Annotated in this window: 17 protein-coding genes; 1 reads left to right on the top strand and 16 read right to left on the bottom strand. The window is 43.0% G+C overall.

All coding sequences use genetic code 11. The features are described 5' to 3' along the window. Nucleotides 1-19 precede the first annotated feature (19 nt). The 15 genes from RCH61_RS00800 to brnQ form a co-directional block, all read right to left on the bottom strand. Nucleotides 20-475 (bottom strand): DUF5684 domain-containing protein, encoded by a 456-nt coding sequence (locus tag RCH61_RS00800; protein WP_306479580.1) that lies wholly within the window; start codon nt 473-475, stop codon nt 20-22. A 142-nt stretch (nt 476-617) separates the two neighbouring features. Continuing rightward, nucleotides 618-2,387, bottom strand: a complete 1,770-nt coding sequence (locus RCH61_RS00795) for an amino acid ABC transporter ATP-binding/permease protein (protein ID WP_306479579.1) — start codon at nt 2,385-2,387, stop codon at nt 618-620. A gap of 1 nt (nt 2,388) precedes the next feature. Continuing rightward, entirely contained in the window at nt 2,389-4,125 is a 1,737-nt protein-coding gene (locus tag RCH61_RS00790) for an ABC transporter ATP-binding protein/permease (protein WP_178007744.1), read from the bottom strand. A 61-nt stretch (nt 4,126-4,186) separates the two neighbouring features. Next, nucleotides 4,187-4,561 carry a YbaN family protein gene (locus RCH61_RS00785; protein ID WP_178007742.1) on the bottom strand — a complete coding sequence of 125 codons (375 nt, stop codon included), beginning with the start codon at nt 4,559-4,561 and terminating at the stop codon, nt 4,187-4,189. Nucleotides 4,562-4,682: 121 nt separating this feature from the next. Beyond that, nucleotides 4,683-5,366 carry a YkgJ family cysteine cluster protein gene (locus RCH61_RS00780; RefSeq protein ID WP_178007740.1) on the bottom strand — a complete coding sequence of 228 codons (684 nt, stop codon included), beginning with the start codon at nt 5,364-5,366 and terminating at the stop codon, nt 4,683-4,685. A gap of 5 nt (nt 5,367-5,371) precedes the next feature. Further along, on the bottom strand, nt 5,372-5,797 hold the full coding sequence (locus RCH61_RS00775; protein WP_178007738.1) for an RrF2 family transcriptional regulator: 426 nt from the start codon (nt 5,795-5,797) through the stop codon (nt 5,372-5,374). Nucleotides 5,798-5,847: 50 nt separating this feature from the next. Continuing rightward, nucleotides 5,848-6,780: a cysteine synthase A gene (cysK, locus tag RCH61_RS00770; RefSeq protein ID WP_178007736.1), complete on the bottom strand. Its 933-nt coding sequence runs from the start codon at nt 6,778-6,780 to the stop codon at nt 5,848-5,850. A 72-nt stretch (nt 6,781-6,852) separates the two neighbouring features. Beyond that, a complete protein-coding gene (locus tag RCH61_RS00765) occupies nt 6,853-8,142 on the bottom strand; it encodes an O-acetylhomoserine aminocarboxypropyltransferase/cysteine synthase family protein (protein ID WP_178007734.1) in 1,290 nt (429 codons plus the stop codon). A 116-nt stretch (nt 8,143-8,258) separates the two neighbouring features. Further along, nucleotides 8,259-9,950 carry a glycoside hydrolase family 13 protein gene (locus tag RCH61_RS00760; protein ID WP_178007732.1) on the bottom strand — a complete coding sequence of 564 codons (1,692 nt, stop codon included), beginning with the start codon at nt 9,948-9,950 and terminating at the stop codon, nt 8,259-8,261. Then, entirely contained in the window at nt 9,943-10,365 is a 423-nt protein-coding gene (locus RCH61_RS00755; RefSeq protein ID WP_306479578.1) for a PTS sugar transporter subunit IIA, read from the bottom strand. Before RCH61_RS00755 ends, RCH61_RS00760 begins: the two co-directional genes overlap by 8 nt. A 29-nt stretch (nt 10,366-10,394) precedes the next feature. Continuing rightward, complete coding sequence (locus RCH61_RS00750; protein ID WP_178007746.1) at nt 10,395-11,249, bottom strand: PTS system mannose/fructose/sorbose family transporter subunit IID; 855 nt, start codon at nt 11,247-11,249, stop codon at nt 10,395-10,397. Beyond that, nucleotides 11,242-12,030, bottom strand: coding sequence for a PTS mannose/fructose/sorbose/N-acetylgalactosamine transporter subunit IIC (locus tag RCH61_RS00745; RefSeq protein WP_306479577.1), 789 nt, complete (start codon nt 12,028-12,030; stop codon nt 11,242-11,244). The genes RCH61_RS00750 and RCH61_RS00745 overlap by 8 nt, the downstream gene beginning before the upstream one ends. A gap of 38 nt (nt 12,031-12,068) precedes the next feature. After that, nucleotides 12,069-12,527 carry a PTS sugar transporter subunit IIB gene (locus RCH61_RS00740; protein WP_306479576.1) on the bottom strand — a complete coding sequence of 153 codons (459 nt, stop codon included), beginning with the start codon at nt 12,525-12,527 and terminating at the stop codon, nt 12,069-12,071. 137 nt (nt 12,528-12,664) lie between these two features. Next, nucleotides 12,665-13,684, bottom strand: a complete 1,020-nt coding sequence (locus RCH61_RS00735; RefSeq protein ID WP_306479575.1) for a LacI family DNA-binding transcriptional regulator — start codon at nt 13,682-13,684, stop codon at nt 12,665-12,667. A 172-nt stretch (nt 13,685-13,856) separates the two neighbouring features. Further along, the gene (gene brnQ / locus RCH61_RS00730) at nt 13,857-15,215 is read right to left on the bottom strand and encodes a branched-chain amino acid transport system II carrier protein (protein WP_178006954.1); all 1,359 of its coding nucleotides are present in this window, start codon (nt 15,213-15,215) and stop codon (nt 13,857-13,859) included. A 351-nt stretch (nt 15,216-15,566) separates the two neighbouring features. Here brnQ and RCH61_RS00725 point away from each other — a divergent pair, with 351 nt between their 5' ends. Then, nucleotides 15,567-16,214: a VanZ family protein gene (locus tag RCH61_RS00725; RefSeq protein ID WP_178006952.1), complete on the top strand. Its 648-nt coding sequence runs from the start codon at nt 15,567-15,569 to the stop codon at nt 16,212-16,214. Nucleotides 16,215-16,302: 88 nt separating this feature from the next. Here RCH61_RS00725 and galE read toward each other — a convergent pair whose 3' ends face one another. Continuing rightward, entirely contained in the window at nt 16,303-17,319 is a 1,017-nt protein-coding gene (gene galE, locus RCH61_RS00720; RefSeq protein WP_178006950.1) for a UDP-glucose 4-epimerase GalE, read from the bottom strand. Nucleotides 17,320-17,393 lie beyond the last annotated feature (74 nt).

Below are 17,393 nucleotides of genomic sequence, written 5' to 3'. Positions count from 1 at the left end.
TTCGCAGCATTCTCTTCTTCTAAAAATATCTCTTCTGATATTGTGCCGAACCAAAAGCGATCAACATAACAAAAATCGGTTCGAGAAAGATAAGTCCGATCGTAAATCCAATTCCTTTTCCAAAACTTTTCGCCAGATTCACACAATAGAACACAGACATAACAATCGTCACAAGACCGCACAAACCTCCCAGCAATCCCGAAAAGGACCAAAAATCCCCTCCTGAAATCTGGGAAAATATACTTTCTAACACTGTAAAAACAAGATAAATCCAAAACATATTCGGCGTCCATGCAATCTTATAAGCGGTATATGTGTTGTATACCGGAACGATCGACTTCCAGCCCGCCTCGCCTGCTTTCATAAACATCAGCCAATTCGCAAGAATCGTCAACGCAAACCAGATCAATGCCGCAGCGCCGTAAATCACGCCTCCAAGCGCAAGAAATAACATCGAAAATATTGACCACGCCATACTGAAACCTCCTCCGATTCAAATTTACTTACGGGGTCTGCCCGCGAAAAGCTGTCTGCCAGCTTATTTTCATTATACTTCTTTGCATCGGAAAGCACAAGGGAACGTTTTCGGGATTTTTCAGACCAGATTTTCCAAACTTTTAAGACTGTCTTCCCTTTTTCATATGATAGATTTTTTCTGCCGCAGCCATCGTTGATTCTCTGTGAGAAACGAGGATAACCGTTTTATTTTTACTGTTCTCGCGCAATGATTTCAAGATGATCCCTTCATTCAAAGAATCAAGATTACTTGTCGGTTCATCAAGAAGCAGAAGCGGTGCATCATGTAAAAACGCTCTTGCAATCCCGATTCTTTGCTTCTCCCCGCCAGATAATGTATCTCCAAGTTCTCCGACCAGCGTATCGTATCCTTTTGGCAGAGTCATGATAAACTCATGGATCGAAGCTTTCTTTGCCGCTTCCATAATTTCTGCTTTGGAAGCGCCGGGCTTTGCGACTCCGATATTATTTGCAATAGAATCATGGAAAAGGTGTGTCTCCTGTGTCACATAGCTTTCCATATCCCGAAGATGTTTTGTCGGAATCGTTCTTACATCCTCTCCATCTACGCATACCCTTCCCTCCTGCACATCCCAAAATCGCATAAACAACTTAAGAAGCGTAGACTTTCCTGAACCACTTGCCCCGTGAATCCCCGTAATCTTACCTGCTTCAGGTTTCAGAGAATATTGATCCAAAATCTGTTCTTCCTCATATGCAAATGTCACATTGTCAGCTTCCGCTCCTGCAAAATCACGGATTCCGTCTCTTTCGTCTGATTTTTGTCCATCCGGCATGATCTCTTCCACAAGCGGTGTCTCTTCCAGCAAAGAGAGCACCCTCTCTCCACTTGCCAGCGTCTGATTTAAGTTATTAGACAGACCTGATAGTGCAACAGTCGGACCGAAAGATCCCATCATCGCGATCGTACATGTCAGAATCCCTTCGAATCCGATCTCTCCTTTCGCATACAGTCCTGTAGTCAAAGCTAACATACCAAAGGAAGCAAGCAAAATGACCGCATTTGTAAAAGAACGCTGACTTCCTTCCAATCTGCTTAAAGATTTCTGCATTTCCGCAAGATTTTCAGAACGTGCGGACATCTGTTTTTTCCTTTTTTCTCCCTGTCCATACTGAATCGTCTCGTCCAGTCCGCGAAGAGAATCTAATACAAAACTGTTTAATTCACCAAACTGAGTTCGAAATTCCATTCCCTTTTGACTGCCGCGTTTTCCGTTCCACATCGGAATAGCCACTCCTACAATCAAATATGCCGCCAAAGCAAGTATCCCAGCCTGCCAGTGATATCTTCCGATAAAGATAACCAAAATCAGGGAAGTCAGCGCCGCAATGGCAATCGGAGAAATCGTATGTGCATAAAAAACTTCTAAAAGCTCGATATCTGTCGTAATGATAGAAATCAGGTTTCCTTTATCCCTGCCTTCCAGTTTTGCCGGACAAAGTTTTCTCAAAGCGGCAAATACTTTCTGTCGGATGATCGCCAATAGTTTAAAAGCAATAAAATGATTACAATACTGTTCCGCATAATGAAGAAGTCCTCGAAGCACTGCAATTATGACCATAACCGTAAGAATCGTCTTCACTGAAACCGCTGCAAGCCACTGCTGCTCTATCAAAACAGCCATCCCCGCTTTTCCGTTCAAAAGTCCGTGTATGACAGCCTGCCCGGCTAGAATCGTCAGAAAAACAGCACATAAATATCCGATTGTCCCAAGAATGATTGCCGCAAGCATAACATGAAGCAACGGTTTCACCAAACCGATCAGATTTCCCATGATCCGAAGAGCGCTTCTTCGCTTCTTCACCTCAGTCGGCCCGGTAATCTGTATCTTCTTTTTTTCTGCACTCATTTCACGCGCTCTCCTTCCCATAATTTTCCAATGCCATCTGACTGTCATACAGCTGTCTGTACGCGCCTTTTTTCTGCATCAATTCTTCATGTTTCCCTTTTTCTGTAATCTTCCCGTCTTTCATAAAATAAATCTGATCAGAATTTACAACATTTGCCAGGCGATGAGAAATCAAAAGCACCGTCTTCGTCTTTGCCAGTTCATGAATCACTTCCATAATCAGCGCTTCACTTTCCATATCTATATTGGACGCCGCCTCGTCAAAAATATAGATGGCGCTCTCTGTTCGAAGCAGCGCTCTTGCGATTGCCAGCCGCTGGCACTGTCCGCCGGACAGATTACTCGCCTTTTCCATTAATTTTGTCTGTAATCCTTCCTGTGCCTGCAGAAATCCAAACAGATTTACTTTCTTAAGAACTGCTTCCATCTCTTCCCTTGTTGCATCCGGCTTCGCCATCTTAAGATTTTCTTCTACCGTTCCTTTAAACAAGTAACTGTTATGACGGACTAATACGATATGTTTCTTCAGATCAGATTCATTTACTTCTGAAAGAGAAACTCCTCCCATCATGATCTCCCCTGCAAATCCTCTGTTTTTTGCACATAAAATTCCGGCAATCGTACTCTTCCCGCACCCGGATTCTCCTACCAGTGATACAAAACTTCCTGACGGCAAATCCAAACTGATCCCTTTTAATATTTCCCGGTCTTCCTCATATGAGAAATGGACTTCCCGAAAAGAAACGTCCATCCCACCGTCCGGCAAAGTTTTCTGTTGGACTTGTGGTTCCGGTAAATCTAAAATCTTAAAAATCTTATCGCTTGCCGCCATCCCGTTCATTGCAATATGAAAAAAGGAGCCGAGAAGACGAAGCGGCAAGAAAAACTCACTTGCAAGCAGAATCACGCACAATGCTCCCGCCACACTGATATTTCCTTTTAAAAACTCAGATACAGCAGCAGCCATACCAAGCGCCGCACCGCCGTAAGCTACAATATCCATCACACTCGTGGAATTCAGCTGCATAGTCAGCACCTTCATTGTAATCTTACGGAAATTCTGTGATTCCACATCCATCTCTTCCGCTTTCAGTCCATCTGCCTGATAAATTTTCAGTGTTGTCAGCCCTTGCAGATTTTCCAAAAAAGAATCTCCTAATCCGGTGTAAATACTCCAATATTTATTCAGCAATTTTTTCGCAATTTTTTGTACTGCCACGATAGAAACCGGGATCAGCGGCACACAGATCAGAAGAATCATGCTTGCTTTCAAACTCACTGCCGAAAGAACTGCAAACAACGTCAGCGGTGCAAGCAAACTGTAAAATAACTGAGGAAGATATTTTCCGAAATAAGTCTCTAATTGCTCCACGCCTTCCGTAGAAACCTGCACAACTTCAGAAGAAGACACGCTGTCACTATAGGACGCGCCTAATTTCAACATTTTCTCATAAATCTTTTCTCTTAAGACCCGTTTCACATCCACACATGCCAAATAGGAAGACCGCGCTCCCATCTTCTCGCAAAGAAAGCGGATAAATACAGTCAACACCAAAACTGTTACTACGCGTACAATCGCCTGCTCTGTTACCGTATGGTATACTACCCTCTCAAGCAGATCTGCGATTGAAAACACCGCCGCTATCTGTGACAGAAGCGCTGCCCATTGCCACAGAACCGTAAAGACAATATATTTTTTTGCATGGGATAACATTCCCACTAACCTTGTTTTAATCATAAATTCTTTCCTTTTCTTTTTCGTGTTTCCTGAAAATTCTCTGAAACATTTTATTTTCCCTTTATCGAACTGTCTTTATCCTCGTGAAAAAATAAGTATATTTAAACAGAATCAAAAAAATAAGAAACATTCGTCCAAAGACATTTTCCATCAGAACCATGGCACAGATAAGCATCACCGACACAGGGAGCAAAATACATACCTTCGTCTTTAAAAGCATCGTGCGTTCTTTCACGAACCCGTCCAAATGTTTTTGATATAACTTTGTAGATTGAAACCACAGATGAAATTTCTTCGACCCTTTTGCAAAACAAAAGGAAGCAAGTAAAAGAAACGGAGTTGTCGGAAGCACCGGAAGAATTACTCCGGCCGCGCCAAATCCGAAACAGACAAACGCCAAAATAAGCCAAAGCGATTTTAACAGATTTGTTTTCATAAATTTTCTCTCCTTCTATGTCAACTGTAATGTATTAGTCTAAACTTATTTTTGTAAGTCGCAACTAACCATTGCAGATAATAACACAAGTGAGAATTATTTTCAATATTTTTTTCATTGTTTAAGAAATTTCTTTTAGACCTTCCAGCTTTTCGTACACTTCTTTCAGTCTCTCAGAAAATTCATTATAAAATTCTTTTTCCTCTTCTGCCAAATAAGGCGATTCAAAGAAACATCGAAGTACATACAATGTTAAAATATTTCTGTTTTTATCATCTAAATGATCAATGACACGTTCACAGTCATTCAGAAAGCCATGCCAGTTCCATATATAGTCTTCATATGATTTTAAATCAGGAATACCGAGCCATTTTTTAATCTTCACTTTGCCTCGTTCCTTCTTCGCACATTCATGGATTTGAAGAAAATACTTAAATCCCTTTTCCTCATAATATCTGCCAAGGGGAAATAAGCGGCAAAGTCCCGGTCTGTATTCATGGATACTGCATCGTCCCTGCATATTCAAAAACGGACAGGCGTCTCCTTCTGATGTCATCCGCAGATTCGGCAGGATCATCCCATCCGCAATCCCTAACTCAATCTCCCGTTCCATCAGTTCAGCAAATCCTTTTCCCGTGCCTTTCTTAAGACGCCACAGATCCATAGGATCTAACTTTACGGTATCTCCCATGTTACGGCAGCAGGCAGAGCAGCCCTGACAATCATGGCAGTCTGCTTTCACCATATCTCCCGATGAGTAAAGACGCCCGTCTGATATTTCCTTCAAATCGATCTCCCGTTTCATGATTCCTAATCCTCTTCCTCTCTTCTTTCCTTCTTCATTAAATCTTCCAATGTGATGCCGTCAAAATAATCGTTGATCATCTTATGAAATTCTGTCCACATTCCGATCGTACGACACTCCTGCCTTCTCTCACAGACAGCCGCATGACATTCCAAACATGATACCGGAGCAAGATTTCCTTCTGTAAGACGAAGGATCTCCCCAACTTTATATTCCTTCGGTTCGCGGCAGAGACGATATCCGCCCCCTTTTCCGTGAATCCCTTCTATCAGTCCGTTTTTTGTAAGCACCGGTAATATTCGCTCCAAATACTTCAGAGAAATGCCTTGACGGGCTGCCACGGTCTTCATCGCGACATGCCCGCCTTCTCTGCTCTCTGCAAGATCGATCATCACTCTCAGGGCGTACCTTCCCTTTGTTGAGATCAACATTCGATCCTTCTCCTTTCTGCTCTTCTCCTGCCTTCTTCCGATTTTTCAAATCAATCGGCAAACAACGGGGTAGACAAATATCGGTCTCCTGTGTCCGGAAGAAGGACTACGATTGTTTTCCCTTCATTCTCACTGCGCTTCGCAAGTTCTACCGCAGCCCACACTGCCGCACCTGAAGAAATCCCGACAAGGACGCCTTCTTTCTGTCCGATCATTTTCCCTGTGGCAAACGCATCCTCATCAGCTACAGTGATAATTTCATCGTATATTTCTCTATTCAAAATTTCAGGAACAAATCCTGCCCCGATTCCTTGAATTTTATGCGGTCCGGGCGTTCCCTCTGAAAGAACTGCCGATGATCTCGGCTCAACGGCTACGATCTGCACATCTTCTTTTTTCGATTTCAGATATTCTCCTACTCCTGTCAATGTACCGCCTGTCCCTACTCCGGCCACAAAGATGTCCACATCTCCATCTGTATCTTCATAGATCTCCGGTCCTGTCGTATTCAGATGTGCCTGTGGATTCGCCGGATTTACAAACTGCCCCGGAATAAAACTTCCCGGAATCTCTCTCGCCAGTTCTTCCGCTTTCTCAATCGCGCCTTTCATTCCTTTCGTTCCGTCGCTTAACACGAGTTCTGCCCCGTATGCTTTCATAATCTGCCGGCGTTCGATGGACATCGTTTCCGGCATTACGATAATAATGCGATAGCCTCTCGCCGCGGCAACAGCCGCCAGCCCGATTCCGGTATTTCCGCTTGTCGGTTCGATAATGACAGAATCCTTCGTCAACTTTCCGCTCTTTTGCGCTTCATCGATCATTGCTTTCGCCACTCTGTCCTTTACTGACCCCGCCGGATTAAAATATTCCAGTTTTGCTAAAACCTTCGCTTTTAATCCATATTGTTCCTCTATATGGGTCAACTCCATAAGAGGTGTTTTCCCGATCAACTGATCGGCAGATGTATAAATTTTAGACATATTCTGTTCTCCTTTATTTTTTAATTTTGTTCTATTCACTCTGTTATTGCTTTTTTCTTATTTTTTATTCTCTCACAGTTCTTGAACAGATGCAAACCCCTTTTCCAAATCAGCTATCAGATCATCAATATGCTCTGTTCCGATCGAAAGACGAATCGTGTTCTGACGGATTCCCTGCTCCTGCAGTTCCTGCGCATTAAGCTGAGAATGCGTTGTTGTCGCCGGATGGATCACAAGACTTTTTACATCTGCAACATTTGCCAGAAGAGAAAAAATATCTAAATGATCGATAAACGTATGCGCTTCTTTTTCTCCGCCCTTAATTTCAAACGTAAAGATAGATGCTCCTCCATTCTGAAAATATTGCTTATACAGCTCGTGATCAGGATGATCTTCAAGAAGAGGATGATTTACTTTTTCAACAAGCGGATGCCCATTTAAATATTCGACTACTTTCTTCGTATTCTCTGCATGACGTTCCAGCCGAAGAGAAAGTGTTTCTGTTCCCTGCAGCAAAAGAAATGCCGCAAAAGGAGAGATCGTCGCCCCCATATCGCGCAGGATCACCGCCCGGATATATGTCACAAACGCCGCATTCGGGGCCGCCTGTGAAAATACAACTCCATGATAACTGGCATTCGGTTCTGCAAAAGCCGGATATTTTCCTGATGCTTCCCAGTCAAACTTACCGGAATCAACAATAACTCCTCCAAGTGTTGTTCCGTGCCCTCCGATAAACTTTGTGGCAGAATGTACAACAATATCTGCGCCATGTTCAATCGGACGGATCCAGTATGGAGTTCCAAACGTATTATCTACAACAAGCGGGATCTGATGTTTGTGCGCCAGTTCAGCCAGCGCATCGATATCCGGTATATCGCTGTTCGGATTACCAAGCGTCTCTATATAGATTGCTTTTGTCTGTTCTGTAATCGCATCTTCTACTTCCGCCAAATCATGGATGTTCACGAAACTTGCCGTAATTCCCAGACCCGGAAACGTGTGCGCCAGCAAATTATAACTTCCTCCGTAAATCGTTTTCTGTGAAACAATGTGACCGCCGTTCTGCGCCAACGCCTGAAGAGTATATGTAATCGCCGCAGCTCCGGACGCAACCGCCAGCGCCGCTGTGCCGCCTTCCAAAGCTGCAATCCTTTTTTCAAACACATCCTGCGTCGAATTCGTCAGCCTTCCGTAAATATTACCTGCCGCCTGAAGACCAAATCTCGCTGCCGCGTCGGCACAATCATGAAAAACATATGAAGTTGTCGCATAGATCGGAACTGCCCTTGCATCTGTCGCCGGATCCGGCTGCTCCTGCCCTACATGTAACTGAAGTGTATCGAATTTATAATCTGCCATAAAATATTCTCCTCCCTGTTTTTCTTTACCTACTAAAAAGGTTGGTATTAAGATAGCACTTAATACCAACCGCGTCAATAGGTTTTTTAATTTTTTTTATTTTTCCGAGAATTTCCTTATTCAATCTCTGTTTCCAGTAAATATACACACGCTCCATACGGCTCTAATGCAAAATCTCTTTCAAGTGTTTCCGCCGCGTTATAGTTCGAAATCAGAAGTCTGCTCTTTGCCGCCTGCACATTTTCGTCTACATGATAATTGATCGGCTCATCCGTAAAGTTACCGACTACAAGAAGCGTCTCCTTCTCTCCTTTTCTAAGATACGCATATACGCTTTCATTTTCCTGATCCAAAAGCTCATATACCCCGTCTGTGATGATCGGCATCTCATGACGAAGCCGGATCAGTTCTTGATAATAGTAAAAGATTGAATCCGGATCTGCAAGACATTGTTCTGCATTGATCTCTTTATAGTTTTTATTCACTCCGATCCACGGAGTTCCCTCTGTGAATCCGGCATTTGCTGTATCATCCCACTGCATAGGAGTTCTCGCGTTATCCCGTGATTTCAGGCTAAGAAGCTCCAGCGTATCCTTTTCGGAAAAACCTTTCCGTTCCGTGAAATCCCGGAAAATGTCAAGCGCCTCCACATCTTTATATTCTTCTATAGACTCGAAATGAGCATTTGTCATCCCCAGCTCTTCCCCCTCATAAATATACGGAGTTCCCTGCATCATATGGAGGATCGTTCCAAGCATTTTTGCAGACTTGACGCGATACGGCGTCGATTCATTTCCAAAACGGGACACCGCCCTTGCCTGATCATGATTGCTCCAGTAAAGACTGTTCCATCCGTTACATTCACGCATCGCATCCTGCCATCTCGTCATCACTTTTTTTAGGTCCGTCAATTTCACACGGTTTTTCGCATACTTTCCGTTTTCATCATAATCAAGATGCATATGATCAAAATGAAAAACCATATTCAGTTCATGACGGTCTGCCGCCGTATACGGAACTGCCTCGTCTGCACTTGTATGGGGCGCTTCTCCTACAGTCATGATGTCATATTTGCTCAGCACTTCCCGATTCATTTCCTGCAAATATTCATGGACACGCGGACCGCTTGCACAACCTGCATAATAACTTCCATATTCTTTGTTTTGGATTACCGGACCATCAGGATAAGCCGGGTCTTTCGAAATCAAAGTGATCACATCCATCCGAAATCCATCGATCCCTTTTTCCAGCCAAAATCGAAGAATCTCATATACCTCTGCTCTTACTTTCGGGTTTTCCCAGTTCAGATCTGGCTGTTCTTTTGCAAACAGATGAAGATAATACTGCGCTGTCTCATCCACATACTCCCATGTAGATCCGCCAAAGCTTGATCCCCAGTTATTCGGGATCGTATCTTTCCATATGTAATAATCATGATATGGGTTTTCTTTCCCTTTCTTTGCTTCTTCAAACCACGGATGTTTGTCTGACGTATGATTAACAACAAGGTCCAAAATAATCCTCATACCTTTTTCATGCGCTTCTTTTAACAGCAGCTCAAACTCTTCCATTGTTCCAAGCTCCGGCTCGATCTTTCTGTAATTCGAAATATCATACCCATTATCGACCTGCGGTGATTCATAGATCGGATTCAGCCAGATCACATCGATCCCCAGCTTTTTAAGATAAGACAGTTTCGCCCTGATTCCGTTCAGATCTCCAAAACCGTCTCCATCTGAATCGTAGAAACTTTTCGGATAAATTTGATATACTACACTGTTTTTCCACCATGCCGTCTTCTTACTCATCTTCCTCGTCCTCATCATCTGCAATCTCATTGATATACTTCATTTCTTCTCTTGCCGCTTCGATCATTTCTTTCATACGTTCTTCTGTAATATATTCTCCCTGCGGTTCCATCGCAATCTGAAATGCAAGAGGAAGATTCATACCGCTTACAATATGTGTATGCGGTCTTGTACGGTATTTAAAAAACTTTTGATTCACACTTCCTGCCATCAGATCTGTCAGTACAACAACTTCATCTTCCTCCTCGAATCCATCCATCACTTCTTCAATCGTCTCCTCTGCGGAACGATTGTCTACATATGCTGACAATGCGATCGTCTCCTGTATTCCTCCCGAAATAAAATTCAGCGTATCTTTCATACCGTCCGCCATCTTCTCATGAGACGCAATTACTAAAATTCGTTTCATACTCATATTACCTGTTCCCCTTTCCTGTCTGTTTCCTATACAGTAAGAATTCCGAAAAATGCACATACCAGCGAGATCACAATAATAAGAAGGATCAGTTTTGTAGCCGTCCATTTCTTATTCCCCAGCAGCTTGTAAACGAGAAGAGTCAAAAGAACCGGAAGAAGCGACGGCATGATCTTATCCAAAATATCCGTCTGCAAATTCAGCGCCACTTCGCCGACTTTAAAATTCAATGCCGTCGTTACTTTTACAGACGTAGCGATCAACGCACCTACTACGCTTAATCCCATAATGGATGCCGCCTCTGTAAATGCAGTCAGACGTTTTCCTAAATTAGTGATCAATTTTGTTCCCGAAGTATATCCGATCTGAAACATCTTCGATTTCACAAACCAAAATGCAATATTGCACAAAAGCCAAATAATCGCGCCGAGAGGATTTCCCTGCTGTGCCATATAACCGGATATAGATCCGATGATTGTCGGCCACAGTACCCACACGAGAGTATCGCCAACTCCTGCGAATGGTCCCATCAAACTTGTCTTCAAAGATTGAACTGTGTCTTTTGCCGCTATACCGTCTTTTTCCTCCACTGCAAGCGTTGCCCCAAGGATCATACTGGACATAACAGTGGTAGAATTAAAGTAATTAAAGTGATTATTTAATGCCATCTTATACTCATCGTCTTTTTTATAAATCTTTCTCAGTACCGGCGCCATTGCCCACGCGATTGCCGGACCCATTTGCGATTCGTAATTAAAAATGTTGCATGCCATAAAGTTGTATCTGGCGGCTGTTTTTCTCAGATCACGCTTCGTCACTTTATAACGTTCTTCCGTCTGTACATCGATTCCCTGATTTATTTCTTTTTGTACCTCATTATTCATCAAAATCATCTCCCATCTCATCAGCCTGTCCGACTGCCGCCGCTGCTGTATCTGCTTTATTCATTTCTGTTGTAAAATACCAAAATGCCGCCGCAAATCCTACGATTGCAATTCCAAGTACCGGAACTCCCAAATATGCAGACAATACAAATCCAACTAAGATAAACGGAAGGAATTTTTTAACCGGCATATATCTCATCAGCATTCCGATACCGACTACAGGAAGCATTCCTGCCGCGATAGAAAGACCATTTGTCACCCATTCCGGAATTACTTTCAGGATCAATTCCACAACGCTTGCGCCGAAACATACTACAATCACCGTAGGGATCACAGTCTGCAAAGAACAAAGGATCGGTCCAAGCCAAGCTTCCCTATTCATCGCTTTCCATTTTCCTGCATTATTATCTGTCTGCATTTTATGAGCAACAAAGTTCAAAATAATTCTTACGACAACTTCCAACTGGATTGCCAAAAGTCCAACCGGAAGTCCGACTGCAACCGCCGCATCAATTCCTGTTCCTGTCCGCACTGCGATAAATGTTCCAATGATCGTCGCCAGTCCGTAGTTCGGAGCAGAGGCTCCTCCCAAAGCTGCAACTCCAAGAGACATCAACTGGAAAGTTCCTCCGATCATAAGACCGGTGTTCATATCTCCCATAATCAGACCTGAAATCATTCCTACAATTACTGAAAACCATGACATAACGACCGGTCCGTTCTGATCGACCGTCATATACCCTGCCAAAACTACGATCAAAATATTCTGTATTACTTCCATATCCTTTCACCTCAATCTCTCTTCGAAAATCATCTCACTTAATACGCCTCTTCTGCATCTGTCGGAACGTACTGGATCACAACCGGAATTCCCTTTGCCTTAATTATTTCAAGATCTTCTTTTTCTTTTTCATTTAATGCAATAAATTTAGAAACCGGAGTTCTTCCATCTTCATTAAAAATAATTCCGAGATCAACTTTCGGTATTTCAACTCCACCTTCAATCAGACGAATCAATGTCTCCGGTTCTTTTACAAGGACAAACACTCTTTGACCATCATATTTTCCGGCTTTAAAATTCGTGATCGCTGTCTCTGTCGAAATGACCGACACCCCCGTACCTGCCGGTTTTGCCATACGCATACTCGCTTTCACTTCTTCGTTGCTGCAAAGCACATCGTCCACAACCATAAATCTTTTCACCTGAAGCGCCGGAGCCCACTGATTTACAATCAGTCCGTGAATCAAACGTTGATCAATTCTTGCCAATACTACCATTTTTCTTCCTCCTGTTTTTTGAATATTTTTTCACTTTTATTTATTTTTATATTGAAAATCTTTCTGCATTTTCATTTTTGGTATCGTTACCAATTTTTTTGTTTTAAAAACCGGTCTTAGATTTTACCGGTTTCTGTTTACGCCGACTGTCTGACAATCAGCTTCAAATCTAACTCTTTTCTTATTGCTTCTTCTGACTCGCCTCTTAACTGACGAACCATCTCTTTCGCCGCATATTTCCCTTGATCCTGCACAGGCTGCCATATCGTTGTCAGCGGAACTTGCAGATAAGATGCCAGCGGCTGGTCATCCACTCCCATAATTGCAAAATCTTCCGGAATTCTGACTCCTTTCTCCAGCGCTTCCATTACCATTCCGGCAGCAACTTCGTCGCTCCCTGCGATCACTGCGTCCGGTTTTTCGGAAAGCGTCAATATCTTCTGCATAATTCTTCGTCCGTCTTCCAGATTTCTCACACCGGAAAACAGCCAATTTGCATTCGCTGCAAACCCATGTCCCGCAAGCGCGTCCATATATCCCCTGTAACGGTCGCTGTCAATATTGATCCCTTTATCCTGCAGTGTCACTGCTCTTGTTCCGGTACAGTATGCGATCTTTTGATATCCTTTTTCCAAAAGATATTCGGCTGCTTTATAAAAGCCTTCATACTGTCTGCCGCACACCATCGAGATCTCATTATCCTCATTGTATTCATTGCAGACAACAAGCTTTCCGTATTCTCTATAGGCTTTCAGCTTATCCCAGTCATTTTCAATCGCACACAGGATCACTCCGTCAGCATGATGCATCTTCAAAAGATTCATTGCGCTTTCTTCACTTTCTTTTTCACCATAGGTCTGTACGATCAATGTCCGGTAGTGGTATCGTCTGCAGGTCTTCTCAATCGAATCAACCAACTGTGCGAAAAAATTATTTGTGATCGTCGGAACAACAACTGCGATATTTCCAGAGCCAGAACCTCTCAACTGCCTTGCTGCCTGGAGCGGACTGTAACCGAGCGCGTCCATCGCTTCTAATATCTTCTGTCTCTTTTCCTCTGAAACATGAGGCTTATTATTGATCACTCTTGAGACAGTCGAAACTGACATTCCTGACAGTCGAGCAACATCTGATATCGTTGCCAATTCTTTTCCCACCTCACTTTTCCATTTGTTTTCTTGTTATGACCTTACAATATACCTGATTTTATAATTTGTCAATCGCATTTTTGGTATCGTTTTCATATTCAGAAAAACCACCAAAATCCGCAATCGGAATTTGGTGGTTTTCACGAACCTTTTCTTTATTTCCTTTTCTGTTCCTTCCTTTTTAGTCTCTTTTTCTTTTCCTTCCAGAGCATCTGCAAACGATCAGTCCGATGATTAAACCTGTCAATGCCGGACAGACCCAGCCAAAACCATACGCTGACATCGGAAGAAGATTTGATACCGTTCCGAACATTTCCTGAATTCGTACGATCAGATCCGTACCTTTCGGAAGCGCCTTCACAAAATCAAATACCGCGGCCGCGCCCGTAAAGGCAGTTACCCATCCATACACTCTCCTGTCGTTCCCAAACAGCCTGCCAAATAAAGTCAGGAAGATCAATGTCACTGCAAGCGGATATAAAAACATCAGCACCGGAACCGAATATGCGATAATCGCATCAAGTCCTATATTAGCAATAAGGAACGAAACTATCGAAAAGACCACTGCCCACACGCGGTAAGAAGGTCCTTTCGGAAATATTTTTTCAAATGTCTCTCCGCAGCTCGTAACAAGGCCTATGGCAGTTTTTAAACATGCCACCGCAAAGATCAGCGCCAAAATAATCTGTCCCGTTTTCCCGAAATAATACTCTGAAATAATTGCAAACGCTTCTCCACCGTTTGCCGCAGCCGGAAATACCCCTCTGCTCTGTGCGCCCACGACTGCTACTAAAACATAGATCAACGCCATCAGCACAGAACTGAAAAGACCTGCTTTTACAGTATTTTTCGCAACAGCTCCAGACTCTTTTATCCCAAGACTTCGAATAACGTTGACAACAATAATCCCAAACGCCAGTCCTGCCAAAGCATCCATTGTATTATACCCTTCCAGCAGTCCTGTCGAAAAAGCGCCGGAGGCATACACGCCTGACGCCTCAATCTCTCCGATCCTTCCGGCCGGAGACAAAAGCGCCCGAATCACAAAAATACTAAGCAGCACGAGAAACAACGGATTCAGGATCTTCCCGATCCAGGTTAAGATTTGCCCGGGTCTCAAAGAGAAAAATAATACAACCACAAAAAACAAAAAGGAAAACACACCCAATCCGGCTGTCTTCTGACCTTCCGAAAGAAATGGTTCTATCCCTACTGTAAATGAAACAGTCGCACATCTGGGAATCGCAAAGAATGGTCCGATCGTCAGATAGAGAAGACATGTAAAAAACACTCCGTATTTTCTGCCAACCTGGCTGCTCAACTCCAAAAGCCCCTCTTTCTGACTAACGCCAAGCGCAGCCACGCCAAGAAGCGGAAGTCCGACTCCGGTAATCAGAAAACCAGCTGACGCCATCCATACATGATTGCCTGCAAGCTGTCCCATAAAAATCGGGAAGATCAGATTGCCTGCCCCAAAAAACATTCCAAACAACATACTTGCGACAAAAATCAATTCCTTAAACGTAAGATTCTTTTTCATATGTTCCACCTGCCTTATTTCCTTGATACAACGTCTGTTCATCCCTCGCCGTCCAAACAAATTTTTATTATACCAATCTTATCAACAATATACCCAGTGTACCATATGTACTGTAGATCTGCCAGCTCTATTTACTTGTCATATTGCCGGATTATATCGTAAGTTTTTTGTGGAAACTGTACAGCCGATTCCAAAATCTTATGTTTTATTTAAGTCCTCCTTAATATTCGCAGAATTCACCCAATCTTCCATTTTTCAATGTTATACTTCTTTATACATTTACGCGTTCCGCTTCCGTATTTTATACCGGAAGGAACATTTCAGACTACATACCGGAAAAGGAGTATCTCTATGAAACTATTACTTTTTTATACTTATGAATTTTTGGCATCCTTCATCCCCTTTTTATCAGTCTTTCTTATCTTTGCCCATACACGCAAAAAGAACGGACAAAAAACCGAACTTCTGCATACGCTCCTTCTTTTCCTTTTCGCCGCCTACGTCATATGCGTATATGATGTGACCGGAAGCGGTACCTTATGGGACGGACTGACCTATCAATTTCAAATAAGAACTTCCTATGTTAATCTGATTCCTTTTTCCACCGGGATTCACACAGTCGGATATATCTTAAATATCATTCTGTTTCTCCCCTTTGGATTTTTGGTTCCGATGATCTGGAAGAAAATGAGAGCGTCATACCGCACAGTCATTGCCGGTTTCTCCTTTTCCCTTCTGATCGAACTGAGTCAGCTGTTAAACAACCGACGAACAGACATCGACGATCTTATTATGAACACTTTAGGAGCACTGATCGGATTCCTGATCTATAAAATATTCAAAAAGCTCATACCGACCAAATTGCATAACAAATTAAACGACTCCGCTTCTCCGGTTTTTGAATGTCCGCTCTATCTGCTCATCCTCTTTACAGGACGCTTTTTCTTCTTTTACGAGATGGGATTTGTAAAATTGTTCTTTCGTTTTGCAGGAAACTGACAGCAAACAGAAACGCCTTGCATAGAATGTTAAAATCTATACAAGGCGTTTCCGGTGATTGTATTTATGATGCTGTATTTGTTTTGTCTTAATCTGCGTATCCGTTTGGATTCTGACTCTGCCATCTCCATGAATCTTCACACATTTCTTCCAGTCCGCGTTCTGCTTCCCAATGAAGCTCTTCCTTTGCTTTTGAAGCATCGCAGTAGCAAGTTGCGATATCTCCTGCACGGCGCGGCTTAATCTCATACGGGATTTCTTTTCCGCATGCTTTGCCGAATGCTTTCACCATATCCAGTACAGAGTATCCGTTTCCTGTTCCGAGATTATATACGGAAACCCCTTCTTTTTCTCTCAATTTTTCAACCGCCCGTACATGACCGACTGCAAGATCAACTACATGAATATAATCGCGCACTCCTGTTCCGTCATGTGTATCATAATCATCCCCGAACACACCGAGACGCTCAAGTTTTCCAATCGCTACCTGTGTAATATATGGCATCAAATTGTTCGGAATTCCCTTTGGATCTTCCCCGATCATGCCGCTTTTGTGCGCTCCGATCGGATTAAAGTAACGAAGGAGCACGACATTCCACTCAGGATCTGCCGTATGAAGATCTGTCAAAATCTGCTCCAGCATCCACTTCGTCCAACCGTACGGATTCGTACATGTTCCCTTCGGGCACTCCTCTGTGATCGGAATAAACGCCGGATCTCCATATACGGTTGCCGAAGAACTGAAAATGATGTCTTTTACTCCATGATTTCTCATTACATCACAGAGAGTGATCGTGCCGCCGATATTATTCTCATAATATTCCAAAGGTTTCTGCACAGACTCTCCTACTGCTTTTAAACCTGCAAAATGAATGACCGACTCAACGTCTTCTTTGTCAAAAACTTCATTCAGACCTTCTCTGTCGCGAATATCGACTTTATAAAACTTCAGATCTTTCCCTGTAATCTCTTTTACGCGCTCTACTGCTTTTTCTGATGCATTATACAAATTGTCTACGATCACCACATCATATCCCGCGTTTAACAACTCTACACATGTGTGGCTGCCGATAAATCCAGCTCCGCCTGTTACTAAGATTGACATATCTGTTGCCTCCTCGTAAATATTTCAGATACCTTTTCAAGGTTCCGTTAATCAGCGGCTTTTCTCACCGCCAT

The sequence above is a fragment of the Mediterraneibacter sp. genome (assembly GCF_030825015.1).
GTDB lineage: Bacteria > Bacillota > Clostridia > Lachnospirales > Lachnospiraceae > Mediterraneibacter.
Note: the sequence above shows the minus strand (reverse complement) of the source record. Positions and strands in the feature narration are given on the sequence as shown.

Excerpts from the sequence above, each read along its gene's own strand:
- RCH61_RS00800 (WP_306479580.1), bottom strand. The coding sequence starts at position 475 with ATGGCGTGGTCAATATTTTCGATGTTATTTCTTGCGCTTGGAGGCGTG.
- RCH61_RS00795 (WP_306479579.1), bottom strand. The coding sequence starts at position 2,387 with ATGAGTGCAGAAAAAAAGAAGATACAGATTACCGGGCCGACTGAGGTG.
- RCH61_RS00790 (WP_178007744.1), bottom strand. The coding sequence starts at position 4,125 with ATGATTAAAACAAGGTTAGTGGGAATGTTATCCCATGCAAAAAAATAT.
- RCH61_RS00785 (WP_178007742.1), bottom strand. The coding sequence starts at position 4,561 with ATGAAAACAAATCTGTTAAAATCGCTTTGGCTTATTTTGGCGTTTGTC.
- RCH61_RS00780 (WP_178007740.1), bottom strand. The coding sequence starts at position 5,366 with ATGAAACGGGAGATCGATTTGAAGGAAATATCAGACGGGCGTCTTTAC.
- RCH61_RS00775 (WP_178007738.1), bottom strand. The coding sequence starts at position 5,797 with ATGTTGATCTCAACAAAGGGAAGGTACGCCCTGAGAGTGATGATCGAT.
- cysK (WP_178007736.1), bottom strand. The coding sequence starts at position 6,780 with ATGTCTAAAATTTATACATCTGCCGATCAGTTGATCGGGAAAACACCT.
- RCH61_RS00765 (WP_178007734.1), bottom strand. The coding sequence starts at position 8,142 with ATGGCAGATTATAAATTCGATACACTTCAGTTACATGTAGGGCAGGAG.
- RCH61_RS00760 (WP_178007732.1), bottom strand. The coding sequence starts at position 9,950 with ATGAGTAAGAAGACGGCATGGTGGAAAAACAGTGTAGTATATCAAATT.
- RCH61_RS00755 (WP_306479578.1), bottom strand. The coding sequence starts at position 10,365 with ATGAGTATGAAACGAATTTTAGTAATTGCGTCTCATGAGAAGATGGCG.
- RCH61_RS00750 (WP_178007746.1), bottom strand. The coding sequence starts at position 11,249 with ATGAATAATGAGGTACAAAAAGAAATAAATCAGGGAATCGATGTACAG.
- RCH61_RS00745 (WP_306479577.1), bottom strand. The coding sequence starts at position 12,030 with ATGGAAGTAATACAGAATATTTTGATCGTAGTTTTGGCAGGGTATATG.
- RCH61_RS00740 (WP_306479576.1), bottom strand. The coding sequence starts at position 12,527 with ATGGTAGTATTGGCAAGAATTGATCAACGTTTGATTCACGGACTGATT.
- brnQ (WP_178006954.1), bottom strand. The coding sequence starts at position 15,215 with ATGAAAAAGAATCTTACGTTTAAGGAATTGATTTTTGTCGCAAGTATG.
- RCH61_RS00725 (WP_178006952.1), top strand. The coding sequence starts at position 15,567 with ATGAAACTATTACTTTTTTATACTTATGAATTTTTGGCATCCTTCATC.
- galE (WP_178006950.1), bottom strand. The coding sequence starts at position 17,319 with ATGTCAATCTTAGTAACAGGCGGAGCTGGATTTATCGGCAGCCACACA.